Below are 21,518 nucleotides of genomic sequence, written 5' to 3' on the forward strand. Positions count from 1 at the left end.
GTCAGATCAGATAGCCGACCTCGTAAAGCCCCCAGCGGCGGCCGCCGAAGGTCAGCGGCACGAAGACGCTGCGCAATGCGCGATAGCGGCCTTCGCCCAGATTCTGGCGGTAGGTGAACAGGAAGAAATCCCCCTCCCCATCCAATGCGCGGCGGGTCTGGCTGTCCATGAATATCTGGCGGTTGCGCGCATGTTCCATGTTCCAGCGCGTCTGCCCGGGCCGCTGCGGCTGGCTGCGCGCGCTGATATGGGTGGGCAGATAGCCGTTCATGTCGATCAGGCAGCAGCCGACGATCGCGCTGTCCTGTGCCGTCCGCCGGTCCAGTAAGGGCTGCACGAGGCGGTCGGCAAAGGCGGTGAAGCCATTTTCATATTGCGCCGGTTCGGAACCGGGAAGCGGGCGGTAGGCGGTGTCGAACAGGCTGGCCATGTCCAATTGCCCTTCCGCCAGCGCCCGCCTGATCAGGGCCTGCATCTCTTCCGCCCCTTCTTCGGCCAGGGCGATATAGCGGCTGTTGCGCGTGACATGCCCGCCATGGGCGGCGGTGTTGAGCATGGCGTTCGCCATCCCCTCCAGACCTTCCAACTGGCTGCGGGCGGTTTGGACGCGGGTGGCGCTTTCCGTCGAGGATAGGCTGAACCGGGCCAGACCCTGCCGCAACGCCGCCACATCGCCATCGGCCTCATCCGTGCAGGTGACGATGGTGTCGGAGCGCTCCGCGAATTGCGTCACCAGCGACGCGATTTCAGCCATGCTGATTCGCAACGTGTCGATATCGGAACCGACGTCGCGGCCGCGCAGGATATTGGCCTCCACCCCGCCGATCAACTGGCGCGCATCGCGGTCGAGCTGGCCCAGCTTGTCGCCCACGGACGCGGCGGATTCGCCCGCCTGCCCCGCCAGCCGCCGGATTTCGTCCGCCACCACGGCGAAGCCCTGGGTCGCCTCCCCGCCCCGCGCCGCCTCGATCGCCGCGTTGACGCCCAGCAGCCGGGTCTGGCGGGCGATGGCGCCAAGCTGATCGGAAATGTCGCCGACCGTTTCGATGACGTCCAGAAACTGGCGCAAATGCCCTTCCAGCCCCGTCACATTTTCGATGAGTTCCGTAACCTGCCCCAGCGAACGCCCGATGGCTTCATGCCCCTGGGCGATGATGTTCCCCGCGCGGCGGGCCGTCAGGCTGAGTTCCTGCGCCGCCAGCACGCTTTCATTCTGGCTGACCGCCAGCGCTTCCATGGTCGATTGCAATTCGCCCAGATGCGCGGAATCGGCCTGGATGCGCAGCGTAAGTTCCCCCAGGAAACCCGCCGTTTCGCTGCATTGCAATGCGATGTCGCCCGATCGTTCCCCCAGGTCGGTCAACAAATCCCCGTTTTCCAATGATCGCCGCCCTATTCCGCTCAGCATGGATACTGCCTTGTTAACGATGCATTGCAACACTTAACATTCCTACAACATGGCAACGCTTGCATCGTCGGCGAAGCTGACGGACAAGGGCGCCATTATGATGCTCAACTTCCTCGACGCGCTGCGTGCTGCCGGCATCCCCGTCAGCATCAAGGAACATCTGCTGCTGCTGGAGGCGCTGGACCGCGACGTGGTCGGGCAACGGCCGGAGGATTTCTATTATCTCGCCCGCGCCACCTATGTGAAGGACGAGGGGCTGATCGACCGCTTCGACCAGGTGTTCGCCCGCATATTCAAGGGCGTGCTGGGCGCGGAAGGCGTCGAGGCGGAGATTCCGGAGGAATGGCTGCGGCTGGTGGCGGAGAAATTCCTGAGCGCCGAGGAGATGGAGAAGATCAAGTCGCTGGGTAGCTGGGACGAGATCATGGAGACGCTGAAGAAGCGGCTGGAGGAGCAGAAGGGCCGCCATGAGGGCGGCAACAAGTGGATCGGCACCGGCGGCACGTCCCCCTTCGGCAATGGCGGCTATAATCCCGAAGGCGTGCGGATCGGCGGCGAGAGCAAGCATAAGCGCGCCATCAAGGTGTGGGAAAAGCGCGAATTCGCCAATCTGGACAATCAGAAGGAATTGGGCACCCGCAATATCAAGGTGGCGCTGCGGCGGCTGCGGCGCTTTGCGCGGGAGGGCGCGGCGGACGAATTGGACCTGGAGGAAACGATCCGTGGGACGGCGCGGCAGGGCTGGCTCGACATCCGCATGCGGCCGGAACGGCATAATGCGGTGAAGCTGCTGCTGTTCCTGGACGTGGGCGGATCGATGGACCCGTTCATCACGCTGTGCGAGGAGCTATTCTCGGCGGCGACCAGCGAATTCAAGAATATGGAATTCTTCTACTTCCACAATTGCATCTACGAAGGCGTGTGGAAGGACAATAAGCGGCGCTTTTCGGAACGGACGCCGACCTGGGACGTGCTGCACAAATATGGGCATGACTATAAGGTGATCTTCGTCGGTGACGCGGCGATGAGTCCCTATGAGGTCAGCCATCCTGGCGGATCGGTCGAACATATGAACGAGGAACCGGGCGCGACATGGTTGAGCCGGGTGCTGCACACCTATCCGGCGGCCGTCTGGCTGAATCCCGCGCAGGAGGCGCATTGGGGCTATAGCCAGTCGACCAAGATGATCCGCGAGATCATGAACGAGCGCATGTATCCGCTGACGATCGAGGGGATTGACGGTGCGATGCGGGAATTGACGCGGAAGCGGTGAAAATTGGATTTGGCTTTTTAGAATTTTACGCTGATCATCGAACCCAGGCCGTAATCGGCGGCGCCTTGGCTGAGGCCTGTGGTGCCATAGAGGGTGAAGATCAGCTTTTCCGCCACCGGGCTGCTGAAGGCGCCGAACAGTTCCCGGCTGTCGCCGGCGAAAGCGCTGGTGGATTCGCGATAGTCGTAGGAAGCGATCAGCGCCGATTTGCCCAACATCACGCTCGCGCCGCCCGATGCGGTCCAGGCATTGCGCAGGTCGAAGCCCGACGGGTCGCCCGGCATGCGGTAGCCGATATTGGCGAAGGGCGTGACGATGCCGAAACTTTTGGAGATTTCCGCCGCGACCGTCACATCCGTCTTGCCGGTGCCCAGCGCCTTGGATCGCGAAGCGGTGGGAAGCTTGACGCGGGCCGAGAGGTCGAGGCCGAAGCCGAGTTGCTCTTCGGGTATCCCATAACCGACGCCCAGGGTCAGATCGCCAAGGCCGCTGCGAGTGGTGCGCGGGGCGTTCGGGTCGATGACGACACCGCCCGATCCGCCGCCGACGATCGCGGACGAACCGTTGATGCGCAGCCATGGCAGGGTCGCGGTGAAGCGGAACTGGCCGGCGCGGTATCGCAGGCTCATCGGAATGACGAGGATATGGGTGTCGAAACCGGTGCCGTAATCGCCGCTGCTGTAATCGATGCCGGTGATGGCGGTCAGGCCGCCTGTGGAAAAACTCATGGATGAAGCTGTGGATAAGCCTGTGGACGGTTCTTCGGCCCGGGCGGTTTGCGGGCCGCTTTGCGCCGCGATCTGCGCCTGGGCAGGCGTGGCGACTACCGTCATCGCCATGCCCGCGGCGGCCAGCATCATGGTCCCCTTCATCGATTTCCCCTCCCTATGCCAAGCGGGGCGAACCCTTGGCGGGTCCGCCCTCGCTCTCCATGCCTTCATGCGCGATCAGCTTCCGCGAGCGGAGCGGGCGCCTTCCTTTGCGGAGGTGGCCGTTTCGCGGGCAGCGCCTGCATTGGCGCGGGCGTCCTGCGCGGCGCGGCGGGTTTCAGCGGCGGAGGAGCGGGCTTCCGATGCGCTGCTGCGCGCTTCGGTCGATGCGGTGCGCGCGTCCTGGGCCGCCCTCGTGGCGCCCTGCACATCCTGCAACGTGCCCTTTACATTGGCGTCCTGCAGCGTTCCCTTTACGTTACTGTCCTGAAGAACGCCTTTGACATTGCTGTCCTGAAGGGTTCCCTTCACATTGCTGTCCTGCGCCTGCGCACCCGTTGCGGCGGTCAGAACCGCAAGGCCGATGAGGGGAAGGGTAAATCTGGTCACTGCGACTCTCCTATTATGTGACGTCTCAGGGTGCTTCCGGTTCGAAGACCCGACCTGCATGTCGCCGATTTCCTTCTCATGTGAAATCGACCGAAAGGATTAGGTCGGCCACATTCGAGACGAGCAATCCGTTCACGGAAAGTCCATCGATCACTATTATTCTTGATTTACGGTGAGATAGACGATGTTCGTCATGGCCAGTCATTAGGTGATATGTGCAAAATGGGCGACCAAAGCCGGGATGACTGTTTCAACCCCCTCCCCATTCTTCCATTTGAACGTCCCCTGTTCGCCAATGCCAAGTTAAATGGTCAGGCCGGTTCGAAGAGGACGCCGCCGGTTATGGGTTGCGGTGCGCCGGTGGTACCGGGGAAGCTGATCGGCAGGCCTTTCAGGTTGCGGACGGCCATATAGGCGAAGCCCTGCGCTTCCAGGGCGTCGCCGTCCCAGCCCAGTTCGTCCACAGAGCGCACCTCCGCGCCCGTATAGGTCGCCAGCATCCCCATGAGCGTGGCGTTGTGGCGGCCTCCGCCAGCGGCATAGATTCGTGGCGGGCGTTCGGGCAGATGATCGAGCGCCCTTCCAACGGCGGCAGCGGAAAAGGCCGTCAGGGTGGCGGCGCCGTCCTCCAGCGAGAGGCCGCGCGCGGCTTCGATAGTGAAGGCTTCGCGGTCTATGCTCTTCGGGGGCGCGACGGCGAACCATGGGTCGGAGAGCAGGCGTTTGAGAAGATCCTGGTCGATCTTGCCAGTGGCGGCGGTTACTCCGCCTTCGTCGAAGTTGCGGTCGCCATGGGTGCGCATCCAATTGTCGATGAGGCCGCTCGCCATGCCGGTGTCGAAGGCGACGATCTCTCCGTCGGAGGCGATGGCGGTGATGTTGGCGACGCCGCCAAGGTTCAGCACGGCGACTGGTTTCGGGAGGTCGTGCGCGAGGGCGCGGTGATAGACGGGGAGCAACGGCGCGCCCTGCCCTCCCGCGGCGACGTCGGCGCTGCGCAGGTCCGCGACGACCGGGATGCCGAAAGCGCCCGCAAGGGTCGCGCCATCCCCGATCTGCCAGGTCCAGCGGCGTTCCGGCCGATGGGCGACGGTATGACCATGGAAGCCGATGACGGCGATGTCCTGCGTGACATGGCCGGTGCGGGCGAGAAGATCGGAAATCGCCTCTACATGAAGTTCGGTCAGTTCTTCCTCGACCGCGTGGATCAGCGGTTCGAAGCCGGGCCTGTCCATGGTCATGGCGCGTTGGCAGGCTTCCGCCAGGCGGAGACGGAAACCGTCGCTGTAAGGCATGGCGTGGAAGGCGATGCCTTTGCTCGCGCCCTCTCCGTCGGTTTCGATCAGCGCGGCGTCTATGCCGTCGCGCGAGGTGCCCGACATCAGGCCTATTGCCAATAGGGGGTGGCTGTCCATGTTCCGTCCTTCCGCTCTAGCTGTTCTGTGGGACGGAATGGTTCCTGAAACAAGTTCGGGATGACGGATGAAATCCGCTTTTGCGTGGCTGCGCAACGATGCTACAGGGCGCGGCGTTATGACCAGCTACTCATCCGATCTGCTCCGCCTGCTCGAAACGCGCGGTTACATTCATCAGTTGACCGATGCGGAGGGGCTGGACGCCCTCGCCGCCAGGCAGGTCGTGCCGGGCTATATCGGCTTCGATCCCACCGCGCCTTCGCTGCATGTCGGGCATCTGGTGTCGATCATGATGCTGCGGCAGTTGCAGAAGGCCGGACACAAGCCGATCGTGCTGATGGGCGGCGGCACCGGCAAGATCGGCGATCCCAGCTTCAAGGACGAGGCGCGCAAGCTGCTGACCACCGATCTGATCGCGCAGAATGTCGCGAGCATCAAGCGGGTGTTCGAGCGGTTCCTGACATTCGGGGACGGGCCGACCGATGCGATCATGCTCGACAATGCGGAGTGGCTGGATCGGCTCGAATATATCCCCTTCCTGCGGGACATCGGGCAGCATTTCTCGGTCAACCGAATGCTGAGCTTCGATTCGGTGAAGCTGCGGCTGGATCGGGAGCAGTCGCTTTCGTTCCTGGAATTCAACTATATGATCCTCCAGGCCTATGATTTCCTGGAACTGTCGCGGCGGTCGGCGTGCCGGTTGCAGATGGGCGGATCGGACCAGTGGGGGAATATCGTCAACGGCGTCGAACTGGCCCGGCGCGTGGACGGGACTCAGGTTTTCGGGCTGACCACGCCGCTGCTGACCAATGCGGACGGGACCAAGATGGGCAAGACCGTGGGCGGCGCGGTCTGGCTCAACGAGGATCAGCTTTCCAACTACGATTATTGGCAGTTCTGGCGGAACACCGCCGATGCCGACGTGGCGAACCGGCTGCGGCTGTTCACCGACCTGCCGATGGATGAGGTGGAGCGGCTGGCTTCGCTCCAGGGGGCGGAGATCAACGAGGCGAAGAAGATCCTGGCCAATGAGGCTACGGCGCTTTGCCGCGGCACCGAAGCGGCGGTGCTGGCGGCGGAGACGGCGCGGCGGACCTTCGAGGAGGGCGCTTCGGATGCCAATCTGCCGACTGTCAGCCTTGGCGCGGAAGGGCTGAATGTCGTCCAGGGGACCACCGCCCTGGGCTTTGCGGCGTCCAATAAGGAAGTGCGGCGGAAGCTGGCTGAGGGCGCCATCCGCGTGAATGGCGAAGTGGTCAGCGATCCTGCGCTGGTGCTGAAGCCGGGCGACAAGCTCAGCTTCGGCGCGAAGAAGCATGGGCTGGTAACTACCTGAAATCAAAAGAACGTCAATCCGGCATTAACCACAGAGGGTAAGGAAGGCTCTATCTTCCTGACCTTAGTCTGCTGGCATGCCTTCGATGTTCGCCAGCCTTGCCCATCTCAATCAGTCGCGAGACCCGGCGGTCAATCAGCGGCGCGCGCAGCGCGATCTGGTCGACATGGTCAGCCATATCGCGGCGCAGGGGCGCAGCCATGGGGCGCGGATCATCAATATCTCGGCATTTGGGCTGATGTGCAGGACCGAGGCGCGACTGGCGATCGGCGAGCGGGTAACCATATGGCTGCCGGTCGTGAAGGATCATGCCGGGGAAGTGCGCTGGGTAGAGGATGGCCGGGTGGGCGTGGAATTTCTGCAGCGGATCGAGCCGCGACTTTACGACTCCATGCTCTCGCTCATTCCGCCGCGACAGACGGCCTGGTAGGCGATCCAGCAAAGCGGCAAGGCGATGGAGATCGCTTTATCGGCCTGATGAGGCACAGGCTGAACCCGACCCACTTGTCTCGCTTCAACATATTCGCAAGACCCGGCCATTTCTCAGCCGCTGCGAAGCAATCCAACCGCCGCATCCCGTTCGAAAAGGTAGAGGCAGGTTCGGGCCGCATCCCCTCTGGCTTCGGTGAGGCCGCCGTCCCGGTCGATCAGGAGATGCGCATCGTCTCTGGCTGAATCGAGCAAGGCCGAAAGATGTTCGGGGCTGGCCAGCTTGAGTTGCGCTTCGCCGGACTGGCGGGTGCCCAGAATTTCGCCGGCTCCCCTCAACCGCAGGTCTTCTTCGGCTATGCGGAAGCCGTCATTGGTTTCCCGCATGAGCGCCAGGCGGGCGCGACTGGTTTCGCTCAACGCGCCGCCGCGCAGCAGGATGCAGACCGAATGGTTCTGGCCCCGGCCTACACGGCCTCTAAGCTGGTGGAGCTGGGCCAGGCCGAAGCGGTCGGCGCCTTCTATGATGATAAGGTTGCTGTTGGGCACGTCGACGCCGACTTCGATGACGGTCGTGGCGACCAGGATTTTCGTGCGGGCGGAGGCGAAGGCTTCCATCGCGGCGTCCTTTTCCGGCCCCTTCATGCGGCCGTGGACCAGGCCTACCAACTCCCCGAAGCGCATTTTCAGCATTTCGGCGCGGGCTTCGGCGGCGGCCTGATCGCTGGTTTCGCTTTCCTCGACCAGGGGACACACCCAATAGGCCTGGCCGCCAGTCTCGACATGACGGGCCAGCGCTTCCACCACTTCGTCCAGGCGGTTGGCCGACATGACCACCGTCTGGATCGGCTGGCGGCCGGGGGGCATCTCGTCCAGGCGGGAGACGTCCATTTCGCCATAATAAGTGAGCGTCAGGGTGCGCGGGATCGGCGTGGCGGTCATCACCAGGAGATGCGGCGCGCGCTCTGCTTTCGAGGTCAGCATCATGCGTTGCGCCACGCCGAAGCGATGCTGTTCGTCGATCACCGCCAAAGCGAGATTCTTGTAGCGCACGGCGTCCTGAAAGATGGCGTGGGTGCCGACAAGGATGTCGATGCTGCCATCCGCAAGGCCCATCAGGGTGGATTCGCGGCTCTTGCCCTTTTCGCGGCCGGTAAGGATAGCGATGGTGACGGGCAGGCCCGAAGCCATTTTGCGCAGCGTCTCATAATGCTGGCGGGCGAGGATTTCGGTGGGGGCCAGGAGAGCGCCCTGCGCGCCTGCCTCGACCGTGTTGAGCAGGGCCATCAGCGCTACCAGCGTCTTGCCGGAGCCGACATCCCCTTGCAGCAGGCGAAGCATGGGGACAGGCTGGGCCATGTCGCCCTCAATCTCTCCAAAAGCACGGCGTTGCGCCCCGGTCGGGGCGAAGGGCAATTGGAGCATGGCGCGCAGACGGCCGTCTCCGGCGATGGGGATGCCCCTGCGCTTGCGGGAGGACTGTCGGACCAGCATCAGCGCGAGTTGGCCAGCGAAAATCTCGTCATAGGCCAGGCGTTCGCGTGCCTGCGAGTCGCTGGGATCGGCGTGGATGCGGGTCAGGGCCTCTCGCCATGCGGGCCAGCCCTTGCGGGCGAGCAGGCTGGGTTCGATCCATTCCGGAAGGTCCGGGGCGCGGCTCAGGACCTGGGCGGCAAGGTCGCGCATGCGATTGTTGGTCAGGCCTTCGGAAAGGCCATAGACCGGCTCTCTCGCCGGAATCGTCGCGGCTTCCTCCGGCGGGAGGACATAGTCGGGATGGACGATCTGGAGATTGTCGCCATAGGCCTCCAGCTTGCCGGAGACGAATTTGGGTTCGCCCAGCGGCAGCAGCTTGCGGGGCCAGGCGCTGTTGCGGCCGAAATAGACCAGCGCGACGATGTTGCCGTGCCTGTCCTGCGCGATGACGCGGAAGGGCGCGCGCGCGCTGCCGGAAGCGCGATAGTCGATGGGGGTGAGCTGGATGCCGATGATGCGGCCTGAGTCGCCCAGGAGCAGTTCCTCGACCATGCGGCGGTCGATGAAGCTGACCGGCAGATGGAAGGCCACGTCCACGGCGCGGGCCAGCCCCAGGCGTTCCAGAGGTTTGGCCAGCGCGGGGCCTACGCCCTTGAGCGCTTCGATTTCAGTGAAGAGTGGGTTGAGGATATCGGGTCGCATGGCTATCTGGCGGTGTCTAGAGCATTTTCGAGCCATACGGTACGTCTGGCGGCTTGGAAAATGCGTCGAACGAAAAAACTCCAGCCGGGACGATGCGCAAACATCCGATCGGCCATTCCGGCATGCCCGCTAAAGGAACAAATTGTGAACGAAGACCCCCGCATCCGACGCCTGCAATTCCGGGCCTGGCATCGTGGCATCAAGGAAGCGGACCTTGCCGTGGGCGGTTTTTTCGACCGCTATCATGCGCAATGGGGTGCGGAGGAACTCGATTGGTTCGAACGGTTTATCGAGGAGCAGGATGCCGACATCATGGCCTGGGCCTTGGGGACGCTGCCGCTGCCGGATGAATGGCGGGGGCCGATGTGGAACAGGTTCGCGAAGATGGATTTTGTGGAGATCGGGAAGAAATAAGCCCCCTCCCCCCGTCATCCGATTCATCTCCTGACGGAGCATTCAGACCTGAGGTTGGAAGATGAATTCCCGCCTGCATGGGAATGACGACCTAAAATATGACCGATCTTCTGAAAATCCTCAAAGCCTCCGCCCCGATCACGCTTTCCGCGGTACCTGCCGGGTTTCAGCCCTGGTTGCTGGCAGATATTGCACGGGCTGCGCCGTCACGCGCCTTATTCGTCGCGCCGGATGAGCAGCTTATGCGGGCAGTGGCGGATACGGCGCATTATTTCGCGCCGGAGATCGAGATCGTCGAAATTCCCGCCTGGGACTGCCTGCCCTATGACCGGGCCAGTCCTTCGTTGCGGACGGCTTCGGCGCGGTTGGCTGGTTTGCATGCCTTACAGGGGAAACCCAGGGGGCCGCAGCTTGTCCTGACCACGATCAATGCCTTGACGCAGCGAACTTTGACGCCGTTCCGGGTGCGGCAGTTGGTGGCGAATCTGGCGCCCAAGGAGCGGATCGCGATTTCGCGGCTGGCGGAGATGTTGCAGGCCAATGGCTATGTGCGGACCGACACCGTGCATGACCGGGGCGAATTCGCCATTCGCGGGGGAATTGTCGACCTTTTCCCCGGTGGCGAGGAACAGCCTCTGCGGCTCGATTTCTTCGGGGACGAGATCGAGACGGTTCGGCGGTTCGATCCCGCCGACCAGCGGACCAGCGGGAGTGTCGATGGGTTCACCCTGCTGCCCGCGTCCGAGGCGCTGCTGGATGAGGAGACGATCAAGCGTTTCCGGGGGCGCTATCGGGAAACTTTCGGGGCCACGGCGACAGGCGATCCGCTCTATCAGGCGGTGAGCGACGGGCGGCGGCTGGCGGGGATGGAGCATTGGCTGCCGCTGTTCGAGGAACGGCTGGTGCCGATGACCGAGCATCTGGGCGACGACACCATCGTCGTGCTGGATCATGGCGTGGCGGGCGCGGCCGAGGCCCGGTTCGAGGCGATCCGGGACTATCATGCCAATCGGGTGCAGGCAAAGTCTTCCGATCCGGGGGCTTATCGGCCTTTGGACCCCAAGGCGCTCTACCTGGACGCAGAGGAGTGGGGCGGCGTCGCGCGCGAATGGCCGATGCATGCGACCACCCCTTTTCACGAGCCGGAAAGCGCCTCCATCATCGACTTCGCCGTCGACGGGCCACGCGATTTCGCACCGGAGCGGGCGCAGAACGCCAATGTCTATGAGGCGGTGGGCAAGCATATCGCTTCATTGCAGCGGGCGAAGAAGAAGGTCGTCATCGCCAGCTATTCCGTGGGCGCGCGGGAGCGGCTTTCGGGATTGCTGGCCGATCATGGGCTGAAACGGATCGCGGCGGCGGATAACTGGCAGGAAGCGCTGGGGATCGCCGCCGGGGGCAGCGCGGTGCTGACCGTCTTGCCGCTGGACCATGGCTTTGCCGCGCCCGACGTGGCGGTGCTGACCGAGCAGGACATGCTGGGCGACCGGCTGGTGCGGCGGGCCAAGCGGAAGAAAAGTTCGGACGCTTTCCTGCAAGAGCTGGCGACGCTCTCGCCAGGCGATCTGGTCGTGCATATGGACCATGGGATCGGGCGCTATGAGGGGCTGACGCAGATTCCGGTCGCCAAGGCGGCGCATGATTGCGTGGCGCTGGAATATGCGGGCGGCGACAAATTATACGTACCGGTGGAGAATCTGGAGGTTCTCTCCCGCTACGGTTCCGACAGCGAAGGTGTGAGCCTGGACAGGCTGGGCGGCGAGGCGTGGCAGCGGCGCAAGGCGCGGATGAAGGAGCGTATCCGCGAAATTGCGGGCGAGCTGCTGAAGACAGCGGCGGAGCGGGCCTTGCGCGCGGCGACCGTGGCCGAACCGGACAGCGCGGGCTATCCGGCCTTTGTCGACCGTTTTCCCTATCAGGAAACCGAGGATCAGGATCGCGCGATCATGGACGTGGTCGAGGATCTGGGCGCCGGGCGGCCCATGGATCGGCTGGTGTGCGGCGATGTGGGCTTTGGGAAGACGGAAGTGGCCTTGCGCGCCGCTTTCGTGGCGGCGATGGCGGGGATGCAGGTGGTGGTGATCTGCCCGACCACCCTGCTCGCCCGGCAGCATCATATGAATTTCGAGGAGCGGTTCAGGGGCTTTCCGGTGAATATCGGACGCCTGTCGCGGCTGGTGCCGGACAAGGAGGCTAAGGCTGTCAAGGCCGGGCTGGCGGACGGGACCGTCGATATCGTGGTGGGCACCCATGCGCTGCTGGCCAAGGGACTGGAGTTCAAGCGCCTGGGGCTGGTCATCGTCGATGAGGAACAGCGTTTCGGCGTGACGCACAAGGAGCGGTTGAAGAGCCTGAAGACCGACGTGCACGTGTTGACGCTGACGGCGACGCCGATCCCGCGGACCTTGCAGATGGCGATGTCCGGACTGCGGGAACTGTCCGTCATCCAGACCCCACCGGTGGATCGTCTGGCGGTGCGGACCTACATCATGCCCTGGGACGGGGTGGTGATCCGGGAGGCCTTGCTGCGCGAGCATTATCGCGGGGGGCAGAGCTTCTTCGTGGTGCCGCGCATCGCCGACCTGACCGAGGTGGAGGAGTTCCTGCGGACCGAGGTGCCGGAGGTGAAGGCCATCGTCGCCCATGGCCAGATGGCGGCGGGAGAGGTCGAGGAGCGGATGTCGGCCTTCTACGACAAGCGTTACGATGTGCTGCTCTCCACCACCATCGTCGAAAGCGGCCTCGACATTCCCTCGGCCAATACGTTGATCATCCATCGGGCGGATCGCTTTGGGCTGGCGCAGCTTTACCAGCTTCGCGGGCGTGTCGGGCGGTCGAAGACGCGGGCCTATGCCTATTTCACCACACCCGCGAACCGGGTGATTACCGAAACGGCGGAGAAGCGGCTGAAGGTGCTGTCCGACCTGGATACGCTGGGGGCCGGGTTCCAGTTGGCGTCGCATGACCTGGATATTCGCGGAGCGGGCAATCTGGTCGGCGACGAGCAGTCCGGGCATATCAAGGAGGTCGGGTTCGAACTGTATCAGTCGATGCTGGAGGATGCGATCCTGGAGGCGAAGGCTGGCGGGGCCGGGATCGAAAAGCGGGAAAGCTTCTCGCCGCAGATCACCGTGGACGCACCGATCCTCATTCCGGAGGATTATGTGCCGGATCTGGATTTGCGCATGGGCCTGTATCGCCGCCTGAACGAGGTCGAGGACAGGCAGGGGCTGGAGGCGTTCGCGGCGGAACTGATCGATCGGTTCGGGAAATTGCCCGCGCCGACGCAGAACCTGTTCAAGGTCATCGAGATCAAGCAGAATTGCGTCACCGCCAATATCGCCAAGATCGATGTAGGACCGAAGGGGGCGCTGGTCAGCTTCTTTGAGGATCGCTTCCCCAAGCCGGAAAATCTGGTTGCCTATATCCAGCGCTTGAACGGCGTGGCGCGGTTGCGGCCGGACAGCAAGATCGTGGTGAACAGGGCCTGGGCCGATCCGGGCGCGCGGTTGAACGGCGCCTTGCAATTGTCGAAGGGGCTGGCGAAGGCGGCGGGGTAGGATTGGCATGGCGCGCGCCTGTGAAGGCACGGTCTGCATCGCTCAGGGCTTCAGCGCCAACGCCACCAGATCGGCGGAGGAGACGCCCGCCGAGCGCAGGAAACCCTGATAATAATCGCAGCCTTCGCGGGCCAGGAGATCGCGTTGCTGCTCGGTCTCCACGCCTTCCGCTATCACGTTGAGGCCCAGCGACTTCGCCATGTGAATGACGCCGCGCACGATGATGCGGTCGCGAGCGGTGCCGGCGATGTCCTGCGCCAGGCCGCTGTCGATCTTGAGATAATCCAGCGGCAGGCTCTTCAGATAAGCCAGGCTGGAATAGCCGGTGCCGAAATCGTCCACCGCGACCGCCAGCCCTTCGGCGCGCAAGGCGGTGAGCAGCGCGGTCGCACTGTCGACATCCTCGATCAGGCCGCTTTCGGTGATCTCCACCGTCAGGCGCGATCGGGGAAAGCCGCTGGTGTCCACCAAATTCAGGAATTGCGGCATGAAGCCGGGCTGGGCGATATCCTCCGCCGTGACGTTAATGGACAGGCGCAGATGGGACAGCGCGCGGGGCCATGCGGCGGCCTGCCGCAGCGCCTCCGCCTGAATATGCGCCGACAGCGGGAGCATATAGTCGGACCGCTCCGCCGTGGCGAACAGCATCCCCGCGCCGAGCGCGCCATATTGCGGGTGGTTCCAGCGGGCCAGCGCCTCTACCCCGATCATTTGTTCGCCGTCGACCGGATATTGCGGCTGGAACAATATGGCGATCTCGCCGCGATGAAGGGCGAGGCGCAGGTCGGTTTCCAACTGATCGGCGTCGACCTGACGGCTGCGCTTTTCCGAGGAGAAGATGCGAATGCCCTCCCCTCCCCCGACCCTGGCGTCGGCCAGGGCGGTGCCCGCGCGGCGGATGAGGCGGGTCGCGTCGTCGTCCGCCCGCGACTGGGCGATGCCGCAGCGGGCGGTCAGGCGGATGAGATGATCGCCCGCGCTGAAGGGGCGGCCAATGGCGCCGATAAGCTGGCGGGCGAGGAAGGTCGCCTTCTCGGCGGTGGCGGCTTCCCCGGTCAGGCCGATCAGGAATTCCGTCCCGGCGATGCGCGCGACCATGGCTTCGGCGGCCATGTCCACGGTCATGCGCTCGATCCGGCGGGCGATTCGGCCCAGCAGCGCGTCACCCACCACCTGGCCATAGGCCGCGTTCATCCGGTCGAACTGGCTGATCGAGAGCAGCAGCACCGTGGTCGCCAGCCCCTTGCGCCGTTCGAGCCAGTCGAGCGCCGCAGGGCGGGATCGCAGGCCGGTCAAATCGTCGCGGCCCGTCTCATCAGGGCCATGGGCGTCGGAAAGCCACTCCACATCCGCCGCGACCACGCCGTCGATCACGCGCAGATGATGGACCAGCCGGTCGCCGGGGCGGCCGGGCGCGGCATGGGCGAAGGCTTCCGGGCGGCCCGACCGCATCATGCCGCGCAAGGCCGCGATCACTGAGCGGCGCTCCGAGCGCGGCAGGCGGCGGACGAAACCCGCCGGAGCGATGGTCCGCCCTTCCAGGCCGAGATGGCGGGCGAGATTTTCGCTGAGGCGGATGCAATCCCCCTCCCTTTCCCAAAACAGCGCATCGCCGCGTCTTATGCGCTGGGCGCGCCGGCTGTGCGTGGCGCCGCCAACCAGCCGGTCGACCAGCCGCTGGGCCGAGGCGAGCGTGGCGCGCAGGTCGGCGGGCGTGAAGGGAGCGGTGAGGAAATGCGTGGCCCCCGCCTCCAGCAGGCCGGGCACGGCGGCGATGCCCTGCGCATCGACCAGCACGACCAGCGCGCCGCCGCCCGCATCGACCGCCGGGACAAGCGATGCGATCAGCCCGACGTCGCCGTCGCGCACGCCGCGCATGTCGACCAGCGCGATCTGGGCATCGCTGTGGAGAAAACGTTGCGCGGCATCGGTGGCCCTGCGCGCGGCCATGACGCGCCAACCGGCCGTCCGCGCCTGCAAAGACAAGCCGTCGCGGTCACCCGGAGACAGGATGAAAAGGCTGCGCTGTCCGTCCAGTGCGGTTTCACCGCTCACATGATGCTCCTCGGGACGGCCCATCGTTCCCCTTTAACCCTTATCGGTTAGCGACCTGTTTACATTGTCGCAACCGGTGACGCTTGCGCGGGCCAAGTCCATCCCCTAGCTAAGGAGCCATGGAGACGGTCGATAAGGGCATGGTCGATCCGGGGCGCGGCGTGTTGACCGACGCACTCGGCCGCCGGATCAGCTATTTGCGGATTTCGGTGACGGATCGTTGCGACCTGCGCTGCCGCTATTGCATGGCGGAGCGGATGACTTTCCTGCCGAAGGATCAGGTCCTGACTCTGGAGGAGATCGCGCTGCTGGCCGACCTCTTCATTGCGCGGGGCGTGCGCCGGATCAGGCTGACCGGCGGGGAGCCGCTGGTGCGGCGGGACATTGTCGACCTTGTCCACCGCATCGGGCGGCATCTGGGCGAGGGGCTGGACGAACTGACGCTCACCACCAACGGCACAAGGCTGGCGCAGCATGCGCAGGCGCTGGCCGATGCGGGCGTGCGGCGGATCAATGTCAGCCTGGACAGCCGCGACCCGGAACGCTTCGCCCATGTGACGCGCAACGGCGACATCCGGCTGGTGTTCGAAGGGCTGGAGGCAGCGCGCGCCGCCGGGCTGGCGGTGAAGATCAACATGGTCGCGCTCAAGGGCGTCAATGACGATGAGATGCTGCCGATGCTGCATTGGTGCGACGCCCAGGGCTTTGACCTGACGCTGATCGAGACGATGCCGCTGGGCGAAACCGGGGAAGACCGGACAGATCATTATCTGCCGCTGACGGAGGTTTCAGACTCCATCCGGCGGCATCATGCCCTGACGCCGATCCCGCATCGCACCGGCGGCCCTGCGCGCTATCATGCCGTGGAGGGGTTAGGCGTGCGGCTGGGGTTGATCACGCCGCTCACGAATAATTTCTGCGCCGACTGCAACCGCATGCGGATGACTTGCGAGGGCAAGATATTCATGTGCCTGGGGCATGAGGATCATGTCGACCTGAAAACCGCCTTCCGCGAGGGCGGGCTGGCGGCTGTGGAACCGTTGATCGACCGGGCGCTCCGCCTGAAACCGGCAGCCCATGATTTTCGCATTGGCGCGGGCGCCCAGCCGGCGGTACGGCGGCATATGAGCGTAACCGGCGGATGACGGGCGAGGTTCGGCGCGCCCTGGTCGCCTCCCCCAGTCCAGCCGCCAAGGCGGCGGAGGAAAGGCTGCGCGCCGCCTATGACTTCGTGCCGGTCGAACAGGCGGACATGATCATCGCATTGGGCGGCGACGGCTTCATGCTCCAGACGCTGCACGCCATGCTGGAAGGGCGGCGGATTTTGCCGATATTCGGCATGAACCTGGGCACGGTCGGCTTCCTGATGAACGAATGGCGGCTGGAAAGGCTGGAGCAGCGGATCGAGGCGGCCAAGCTGTTCAAGGTCAATCCGTTGCGCATGACCGTCGATACGGTGGATGGAGAACGCTTTTCCATCCCCGCCATCAATGAAGTGTCGCTGCTGCGCGAGACGCGGCAGACCGCCAAGCTGGAGGTGAAGGTCAACGACCGCACCGTCCTGCCCGAACTGGTGTGCGATGGAGTGCTGGTGGCAACTCCTGCGGGATCGACGGCCTATAATCTTTCGGCCCATGGCCCCATATTGCCGCTGGGATCGGCGCTGGTGGCGTTGACGCCGATCAGCCCTTTCCGCCCCCGCCGCTGGCGCGGCGCGATCCTGCCGGAAAATACCGCGATCCAGTTCACCGTGCTCGATCCGGTGAAGCGCCCCGTCAGCGCCGTGGCCGACCAGCGCGAAGTGCGCGACATCGCGCAGGTGGAAGTGATGATCGACCGGGCGACGCCGCTGACGCTGCTGTTCGACCCGGAACATACGCTGGACGACCGGATCGCGGCGGAGCAGTTCATCGCGTAAAAATTCCGTCATTTGGCGCTTGCCATTGCCGGAAAGCCGCTGCTATAGGCGCGGCCTGCCCAGCGGAAGCCGGGTCGCTCCCCGATAGCTCAGCGGTAGAGCATTCGACTGTTAATCGAATGGCCGTAGGTTCGAATCCTACTCGGGGAGCCATTTCGGCACGAAACCGCGAACGCCATGTGCCGCCGTTTCCGCTTCAGGCTTTCCTCCAGACGTTGATAACGACACGGATCCCCCATTCCGCAGCCATTCGCCTATGAAAGCATTTCGTCACCGCGACCCGACAAATTCGCGAATGGCGGCCTTGAGCCGTTCACGCTGCGAAGGAATGGCGGCTTCCACTGTCTCCCCGGCGGCAATCGATATGGCGAGAGCCAGGTCGTCGCTGCTTTCCGCCACATGCACGCCCGGCCGTCCAGCCATCTGTTTCGCGGTTGCGACCTGGTGATCGTTGCGATGCTCTCCCAATGCAGAGCGGCGCGCCATGATGACCAGCGGCTTTCGCATGCCTTGCGCCAGCAGGATCGTCCCGGTGCCGGCATGGGAGACGATGACGCTGGCCTCCTTCAACAGCCGGTCGAACTCGGAAGCGTCCAACGTCGCCTGCCATTCCATGTTCAAGGGCCGGAATTCACCCCTTCCCACTTGCGCAAAAACGGGTTCCCCCAGAGAAGGCGCCAAAGCGTCCATGGCCTGGATGAGGCGATCAAAAGGCAGTTGAGTCCCCACTGTGACCAGGATCACAGGAGCGCTCCGGCGAAGTGCGGCCCTTTTGGTCTTGCAAGATGTTCCCATTGAACGATCGTGCGGTCAGCAATCCTGGCGGCCAGTTTCCCGCACATCGACAAGCTTTCCGCATTGGCGAAACTTTCGATCCACAATGTCTTCGCCCCGAATAATTTGCCTGCGACAATGCAGAAAAATCCCGGCGCCGCCCCCGTGGAAATCACGACATCCGGCCGTTGCAGGCGGACGAGGTTGAACGCCTTCCATATGCAACTGAGCGAGGCCCATTTCGAATTCCGGTTGCAGTCGGGCAGGATCGTCGCCTCCACTATTCCCGCGCGGGATGGCAAATCCGCGAATGTCGTCGCGAAATGAGTCGTCGCATTATCGAATGAATCCCTGAGAAGCATGAGTTCTTCCCAATGCCCTCCGCCGGAGGACACAGCCAAGACGCGAACCATGAAATGACCCCCCGATCATCTTGAAGAAATAATAATAAAATCAATATCTTTTTAGCTTACATTGCGGGACGAGCGTTGCCTTTCCTGAATAGAGGCAATCAAATCAGCCGCAAAAGAAAGTATATGTTCGCCTATATCTTCGCGATCCAGCGCCAGGGCCAGGTTGGCCTCTACAAAACCCGCCTTCGACCCGCAATCGAACCGCTGTCCGGAAAAGGCGAGGCCGTTGAAAGGCTGATGGCCGATCAGCGCGGCCATCGCGTCGGTGAGCTGGATTTCGCCGCCCGCACCCTTTTCCTGCCGCCCCAGCACCTGCATGATTTCCGGCTGGAGAATATAGCGCCCCGGCAGGATCAGATTGGACGGTGCCGTGCCCGGCGCGGGCTTTTCCACCAGGCCCTTTATTTCGACCAGCGCGCCCCGACGTTCCCCAGGATCGACCACGCCATAGCTGGACGTCTGGTCGATGGGTATTTCAAGCGTGCACAGCAGGTTGCCGCCCAGCCTGCCATAAGCCTCCACCATCTGCGCCAGGCATCCGGGGCTGCCATACATGAACTCATCGGGAAGGAGGACGGCAAAGGGTTCATCGCCGACGATGTGCCGCGCGCACCAGATCGCATGGCCCAGGCCCAGCGGCTCCTGCTGGCGGAGGAAGACGGCCTGGCCGGGCAGCATGCGGGTGCCGTGCAGCGCCGAAATATCCTTCCCCCGGCCGATTTGCGTCATTTCCAGTTCGAACGCCATGTCGAAATAATCCTCGATGGCGCCCTTGCCCCGCCCCGTCACGAAGATGAACTGTTCGATCCCGGCCTCTATCGCTTCATCCACCGCATATTGGAGCAGGGGACGATCAATAATCGCGAGCAATTCCTTCGGCACGACCTTCGTCGCCGGCAGAAATCGCGTTCCCAGTCCGGCTACAGGAAAAACGGCTTTCTTAATCGGTCGCATATACCCCCCGCATGGCGACAATCGATGCAACGTGCCCGCCCGAAAAGTTGCGATTGATTTAATCAAATAGCAATTCCTGGCAACAAGAAATACCGCATAGATTAAAAATGACAATTTCTCTCTGTGCCGAATTGGGATCGCCCATCACCCGTTCACTTTGGCATGACATGGCTGCCCCCGCCTTCCCAAAAAAATCTTTCGGCTTGCCCGATCGGGAAGAGCGTTTTTGGTACAATTCGCGTGAATTATAGCCGGAAATTGCAGGGAAGCGCTTCTCTCGACTGGTGTGGAAAGAGTGATGAGCGATCCGTCATTAGTTTGACGGCAATGGACAGTCCTGAATTGACACATCTATTATGCGTTCGGATTAAGCTATCAAGATATTGCAGAGCAGCATAATTTGATGTTAGCACGTACGGTATATGCCTAAAGATAGATGAATCCAACTTCTGGTTTCAAAAAGGCATGGGGGCCTCTGTTATTTAGACAAGATACAGAAATCAAACGGCTTTATAGTCGGAACGCGGGGGCGTTAACGGTGCAAATTGACATGAATCTCCGTAGTGCAGTTACCAGAAGGAAGCTGAGCAGCAGGCAGATTCGCGTCACCGTCTATGCCGCGCAAATGATGACAGACGTCTTTATCCTGCTCTTTTCCTTCTTAACCTCCAGCCTGGCGCGGGTCGGCCATTTGTCCAGCGGACGGAATATCGACTGGATCACGGTGCTGGTGCCCGCCTTCATCGTCGTCGCCTTTTACGGGCGACTCTACACGCTGGATGCGATGCAATCCTACAGATTGTCCGCTCGGCGCGCGTGCGGGGCGCTGGCATGGGCCGTGGCGATCACGCTGCTTGCCTTCTTTTCGAAGGATACGGATCCGGATTCGCGATTCATCTTTTCATCGGGATGCCTGCTCTCGCTGGCTCTTCTGATGCTCGTCCGCATTCCGATAGCTCTTTTCGTCAATCGCGCCATTCCCGAAATGTTTCTCAAGAAACTGCTGATCCTCGATAATGTCTCCGCACGCGCGGTATCGGGATATGATGTCGTCGATACCCATGAATTGGGGCTGAAGCTGGACATTCATGACCCGGTCGCCCTGCATACATTCAGTTCGATCGTGCGGGATTATGACCGGATACTGGTCGATTGCCGGGTGGAGGACCGCGAGCATTGGTCCCTCTATCTCCAGGCCATCGGCTGCATTGGCTATCTGCTGATTCCCGAATTGCGGCCGGTGATATCGGACCATGCGCGGTTGGCGTTCGACGCCGCATCGATCAGGGTCTCCACCGGCCCGATGGACTTGAGGAGCCGCGCGATCAAGCGGAGTTTCGATATTCTGATCGCGGTCGCCATCCTGATCCTGGTCACTCCGCTGCTGATCCTGGTCGCCATCGCGATCAAATGCGACAGTCCCGGCCCTGTCCTGTTCAAGCAGATCCGGATGGGACGTGGCAACCGCCTGTTCCATGTCTTCAAATTCCGAAGCATGCGCCACGAACTGGCCGATGCGTCCGGCGCCACATCCGCGTCGCGGGACGATCATCGGATTACCCGTGTCGGGCGGTTCATTCGCGCATCGTCGATCGACGAACTTCCGCAAATCTTCAATGTGCTTCGGGGCGACATGTCGCTTGTCGGACCCAGACCTCATGCGCTGGGTTCAAGGGCCGGGGACGATCTGTTCTGGCACATTGATGTCCGATACTGGCTTCGCCACTCGGCCAAGCCGGGAATTACGGGTCTCGCCCAGATACGCGGCTATCGCGGCGCCACCGATACCAGGCATGACCTGATCGAGAGGTTGCGTTATGATCTGGAATATGTCCGCAACTGGTCCATCGTGAATGACCTGCGAATATTGCTGGCGACATTCGGCGTAGTCATGCACAAAAACGCCTATTGAAAGATGAACCAGGGAAAGCGTGCAACCCTGCCGAAGGGTAAACGTCGAAGACAGGGGAAGTGGGATAAATTCCGGGTTGGCTGATTTGGGTGGAGAGCGGACATTCCAAATCCCTCTCCCTTGAGGGAGAAGGAATGTCCTGGATTGGCCCTTTCCGGTC

The 21,518-nt window shown here is 62.9% G+C and carries 17 protein-coding genes and 1 tRNA gene; 9 read left to right on the top strand and 9 right to left on the bottom strand.

What is annotated here, in order from left to right:
* Position 1: 1 nt before the first annotated feature.
* Positions 2-1,408, bottom strand: coding sequence for a methyl-accepting chemotaxis protein (locus tag NUH86_RS07305; RefSeq protein WP_267251811.1), 1,407 nt, complete (start codon positions 1,406-1,408; stop codon positions 2-4).
* A 97-nt stretch (positions 1,409-1,505) separates the two neighbouring features.
* Here NUH86_RS07305 and NUH86_RS07310 point away from each other — a divergent pair, with 97 nt between their 5' ends.
* Positions 1,506-2,681: a vWA domain-containing protein gene (locus tag NUH86_RS07310; protein WP_267252054.1), complete on the top strand. Its 1,176-nt coding sequence runs from the start codon at positions 1,506-1,508 to the stop codon at positions 2,679-2,681.
* Positions 2,682-2,698: 17 nt separating this feature from the next.
* Here the strand turns inward: NUH86_RS07310 and NUH86_RS07315 are convergent, their stop codons facing one another.
* From NUH86_RS07315 to NUH86_RS07325, 3 genes are all read right to left on the bottom strand, one after another.
* Positions 2,699-3,553 (bottom strand): transporter, encoded by an 855-nt coding sequence (locus tag NUH86_RS07315; RefSeq protein ID WP_267251812.1) that lies wholly within the window; start codon positions 3,551-3,553, stop codon positions 2,699-2,701.
* A gap of 75 nt (positions 3,554-3,628) precedes the next feature.
* On the bottom strand, positions 3,629-4,000 hold the full coding sequence (locus NUH86_RS07320) for a hypothetical protein (protein WP_267251813.1): 372 nt from the start codon (positions 3,998-4,000) through the stop codon (positions 3,629-3,631).
* Between the two features lie 311 nt (positions 4,001-4,311).
* Positions 4,312-5,415, bottom strand: coding sequence for an anhydro-N-acetylmuramic acid kinase (locus NUH86_RS07325; protein WP_267251814.1), 1,104 nt, complete (start codon positions 5,413-5,415; stop codon positions 4,312-4,314).
* 118 nt (positions 5,416-5,533) lie between these two features.
* Between NUH86_RS07325 and tyrS the strand changes: the two genes are divergently transcribed.
* Positions 5,534-6,751, top strand: a complete 1,218-nt coding sequence (gene tyrS, locus NUH86_RS07330) for a tyrosine--tRNA ligase (protein WP_267251815.1) — start codon at positions 5,534-5,536, stop codon at positions 6,749-6,751.
* Between the two features lie 76 nt (positions 6,752-6,827).
* Positions 6,828-7,181, top strand: a complete 354-nt coding sequence (locus NUH86_RS07335; RefSeq protein WP_267251816.1) for a PilZ domain-containing protein — start codon at positions 6,828-6,830, stop codon at positions 7,179-7,181.
* Positions 7,182-7,294: 113 nt separating this feature from the next.
* Here NUH86_RS07335 and recG read toward each other — a convergent pair whose 3' ends face one another.
* The gene (recG, locus tag NUH86_RS07340; protein WP_267251817.1) at positions 7,295-9,358 is read right to left on the bottom strand and encodes an ATP-dependent DNA helicase RecG; all 2,064 of its coding nucleotides are present in this window, start codon (positions 9,356-9,358) and stop codon (positions 7,295-7,297) included.
* A 144-nt stretch (positions 9,359-9,502) separates the two neighbouring features.
* Between recG and NUH86_RS07345 the strand changes: the two genes are divergently transcribed.
* Positions 9,503-9,772 carry a succinate dehydrogenase assembly factor 2 gene (locus NUH86_RS07345; protein WP_267251818.1) on the top strand — a complete coding sequence of 90 codons (270 nt, stop codon included), beginning with the start codon at positions 9,503-9,505 and terminating at the stop codon, positions 9,770-9,772.
* A gap of 98 nt (positions 9,773-9,870) precedes the next feature.
* Entirely contained in the window at positions 9,871-13,332 is a 3,462-nt protein-coding gene (gene mfd / locus NUH86_RS07350) for a transcription-repair coupling factor (RefSeq protein ID WP_267251819.1), read from the top strand.
* Between the two features lie 42 nt (positions 13,333-13,374).
* Here the strand turns inward: mfd and NUH86_RS07355 are convergent, their stop codons facing one another.
* Positions 13,375-15,411 (bottom strand): putative bifunctional diguanylate cyclase/phosphodiesterase, encoded by a 2,037-nt coding sequence (locus tag NUH86_RS07355; protein WP_416365348.1) that lies wholly within the window; start codon positions 15,409-15,411, stop codon positions 13,375-13,377.
* A 95-nt stretch (positions 15,412-15,506) separates the two neighbouring features.
* Here NUH86_RS07355 and moaA point away from each other — a divergent pair, with 95 nt between their 5' ends.
* The 3 genes from moaA to NUH86_RS07370 all read left to right on the top strand — a co-directional run bounded on the left by moaA (position 15,507) and on the right by NUH86_RS07370 (position 17,458).
* Positions 15,507-16,532, top strand: a complete 1,026-nt coding sequence (gene moaA, locus NUH86_RS07360) for a GTP 3',8-cyclase MoaA (protein ID WP_267251821.1) — start codon at positions 15,507-15,509, stop codon at positions 16,530-16,532.
* The gene (locus NUH86_RS07365; protein ID WP_267251822.1) at positions 16,529-17,305 is read left to right on the top strand and encodes an NAD kinase; all 777 of its coding nucleotides are present in this window, start codon (positions 16,529-16,531) and stop codon (positions 17,303-17,305) included. Before moaA ends, NUH86_RS07365 begins: the two co-directional genes overlap by 4 nt.
* Positions 17,306-17,383: 78 nt before the next feature.
* A tRNA-Asn gene (locus tag NUH86_RS07370) sits at positions 17,384-17,458 on the top strand.
* A gap of 117 nt (positions 17,459-17,575) precedes the next feature.
* Here the strand turns inward: NUH86_RS07370 and NUH86_RS07375 are convergent.
* The 3 genes from NUH86_RS07375 to NUH86_RS07385 all read right to left on the bottom strand — a co-directional run bounded on the left by NUH86_RS07375 (position 17,576) and on the right by NUH86_RS07385 (position 19,446).
* Positions 17,576-18,100, bottom strand: a complete 525-nt coding sequence (locus NUH86_RS07375) for a glycosyltransferase (RefSeq protein ID WP_323749007.1) — start codon at positions 18,098-18,100, stop codon at positions 17,576-17,578.
* Positions 18,046-18,441, bottom strand: coding sequence for a glucuronosyltransferase (locus tag NUH86_RS07380; RefSeq protein WP_267251823.1), 396 nt, complete (start codon positions 18,439-18,441; stop codon positions 18,046-18,048). The genes NUH86_RS07375 and NUH86_RS07380 overlap by 55 nt, the downstream gene beginning before the upstream one ends.
* A gap of 102 nt (positions 18,442-18,543) precedes the next feature.
* The gene (locus tag NUH86_RS07385; RefSeq protein ID WP_267251824.1) at positions 18,544-19,446 is read right to left on the bottom strand and encodes a UTP--glucose-1-phosphate uridylyltransferase; all 903 of its coding nucleotides are present in this window, start codon (positions 19,444-19,446) and stop codon (positions 18,544-18,546) included.
* A 550-nt stretch (positions 19,447-19,996) separates the two neighbouring features.
* On the opposite strand from NUH86_RS07385, the gene NUH86_RS07390 reads away from it, so the two are divergent.
* Positions 19,997-21,358 carry an exopolysaccharide biosynthesis polyprenyl glycosylphosphotransferase gene (locus NUH86_RS07390; protein ID WP_267251825.1) on the top strand — a complete coding sequence of 454 codons (1,362 nt, stop codon included), beginning with the start codon at positions 19,997-19,999 and terminating at the stop codon, positions 21,356-21,358.
* The last annotated feature ends 160 nt before the right edge of the window (positions 21,359-21,518 follow it).

The organism is Sphingobium sp. JS3065 (assembly GCF_026427355.1).
In the GTDB taxonomy this organism is placed as follows: Bacteria; Pseudomonadota; Alphaproteobacteria; order Sphingomonadales; family Sphingomonadaceae; genus Sphingobium.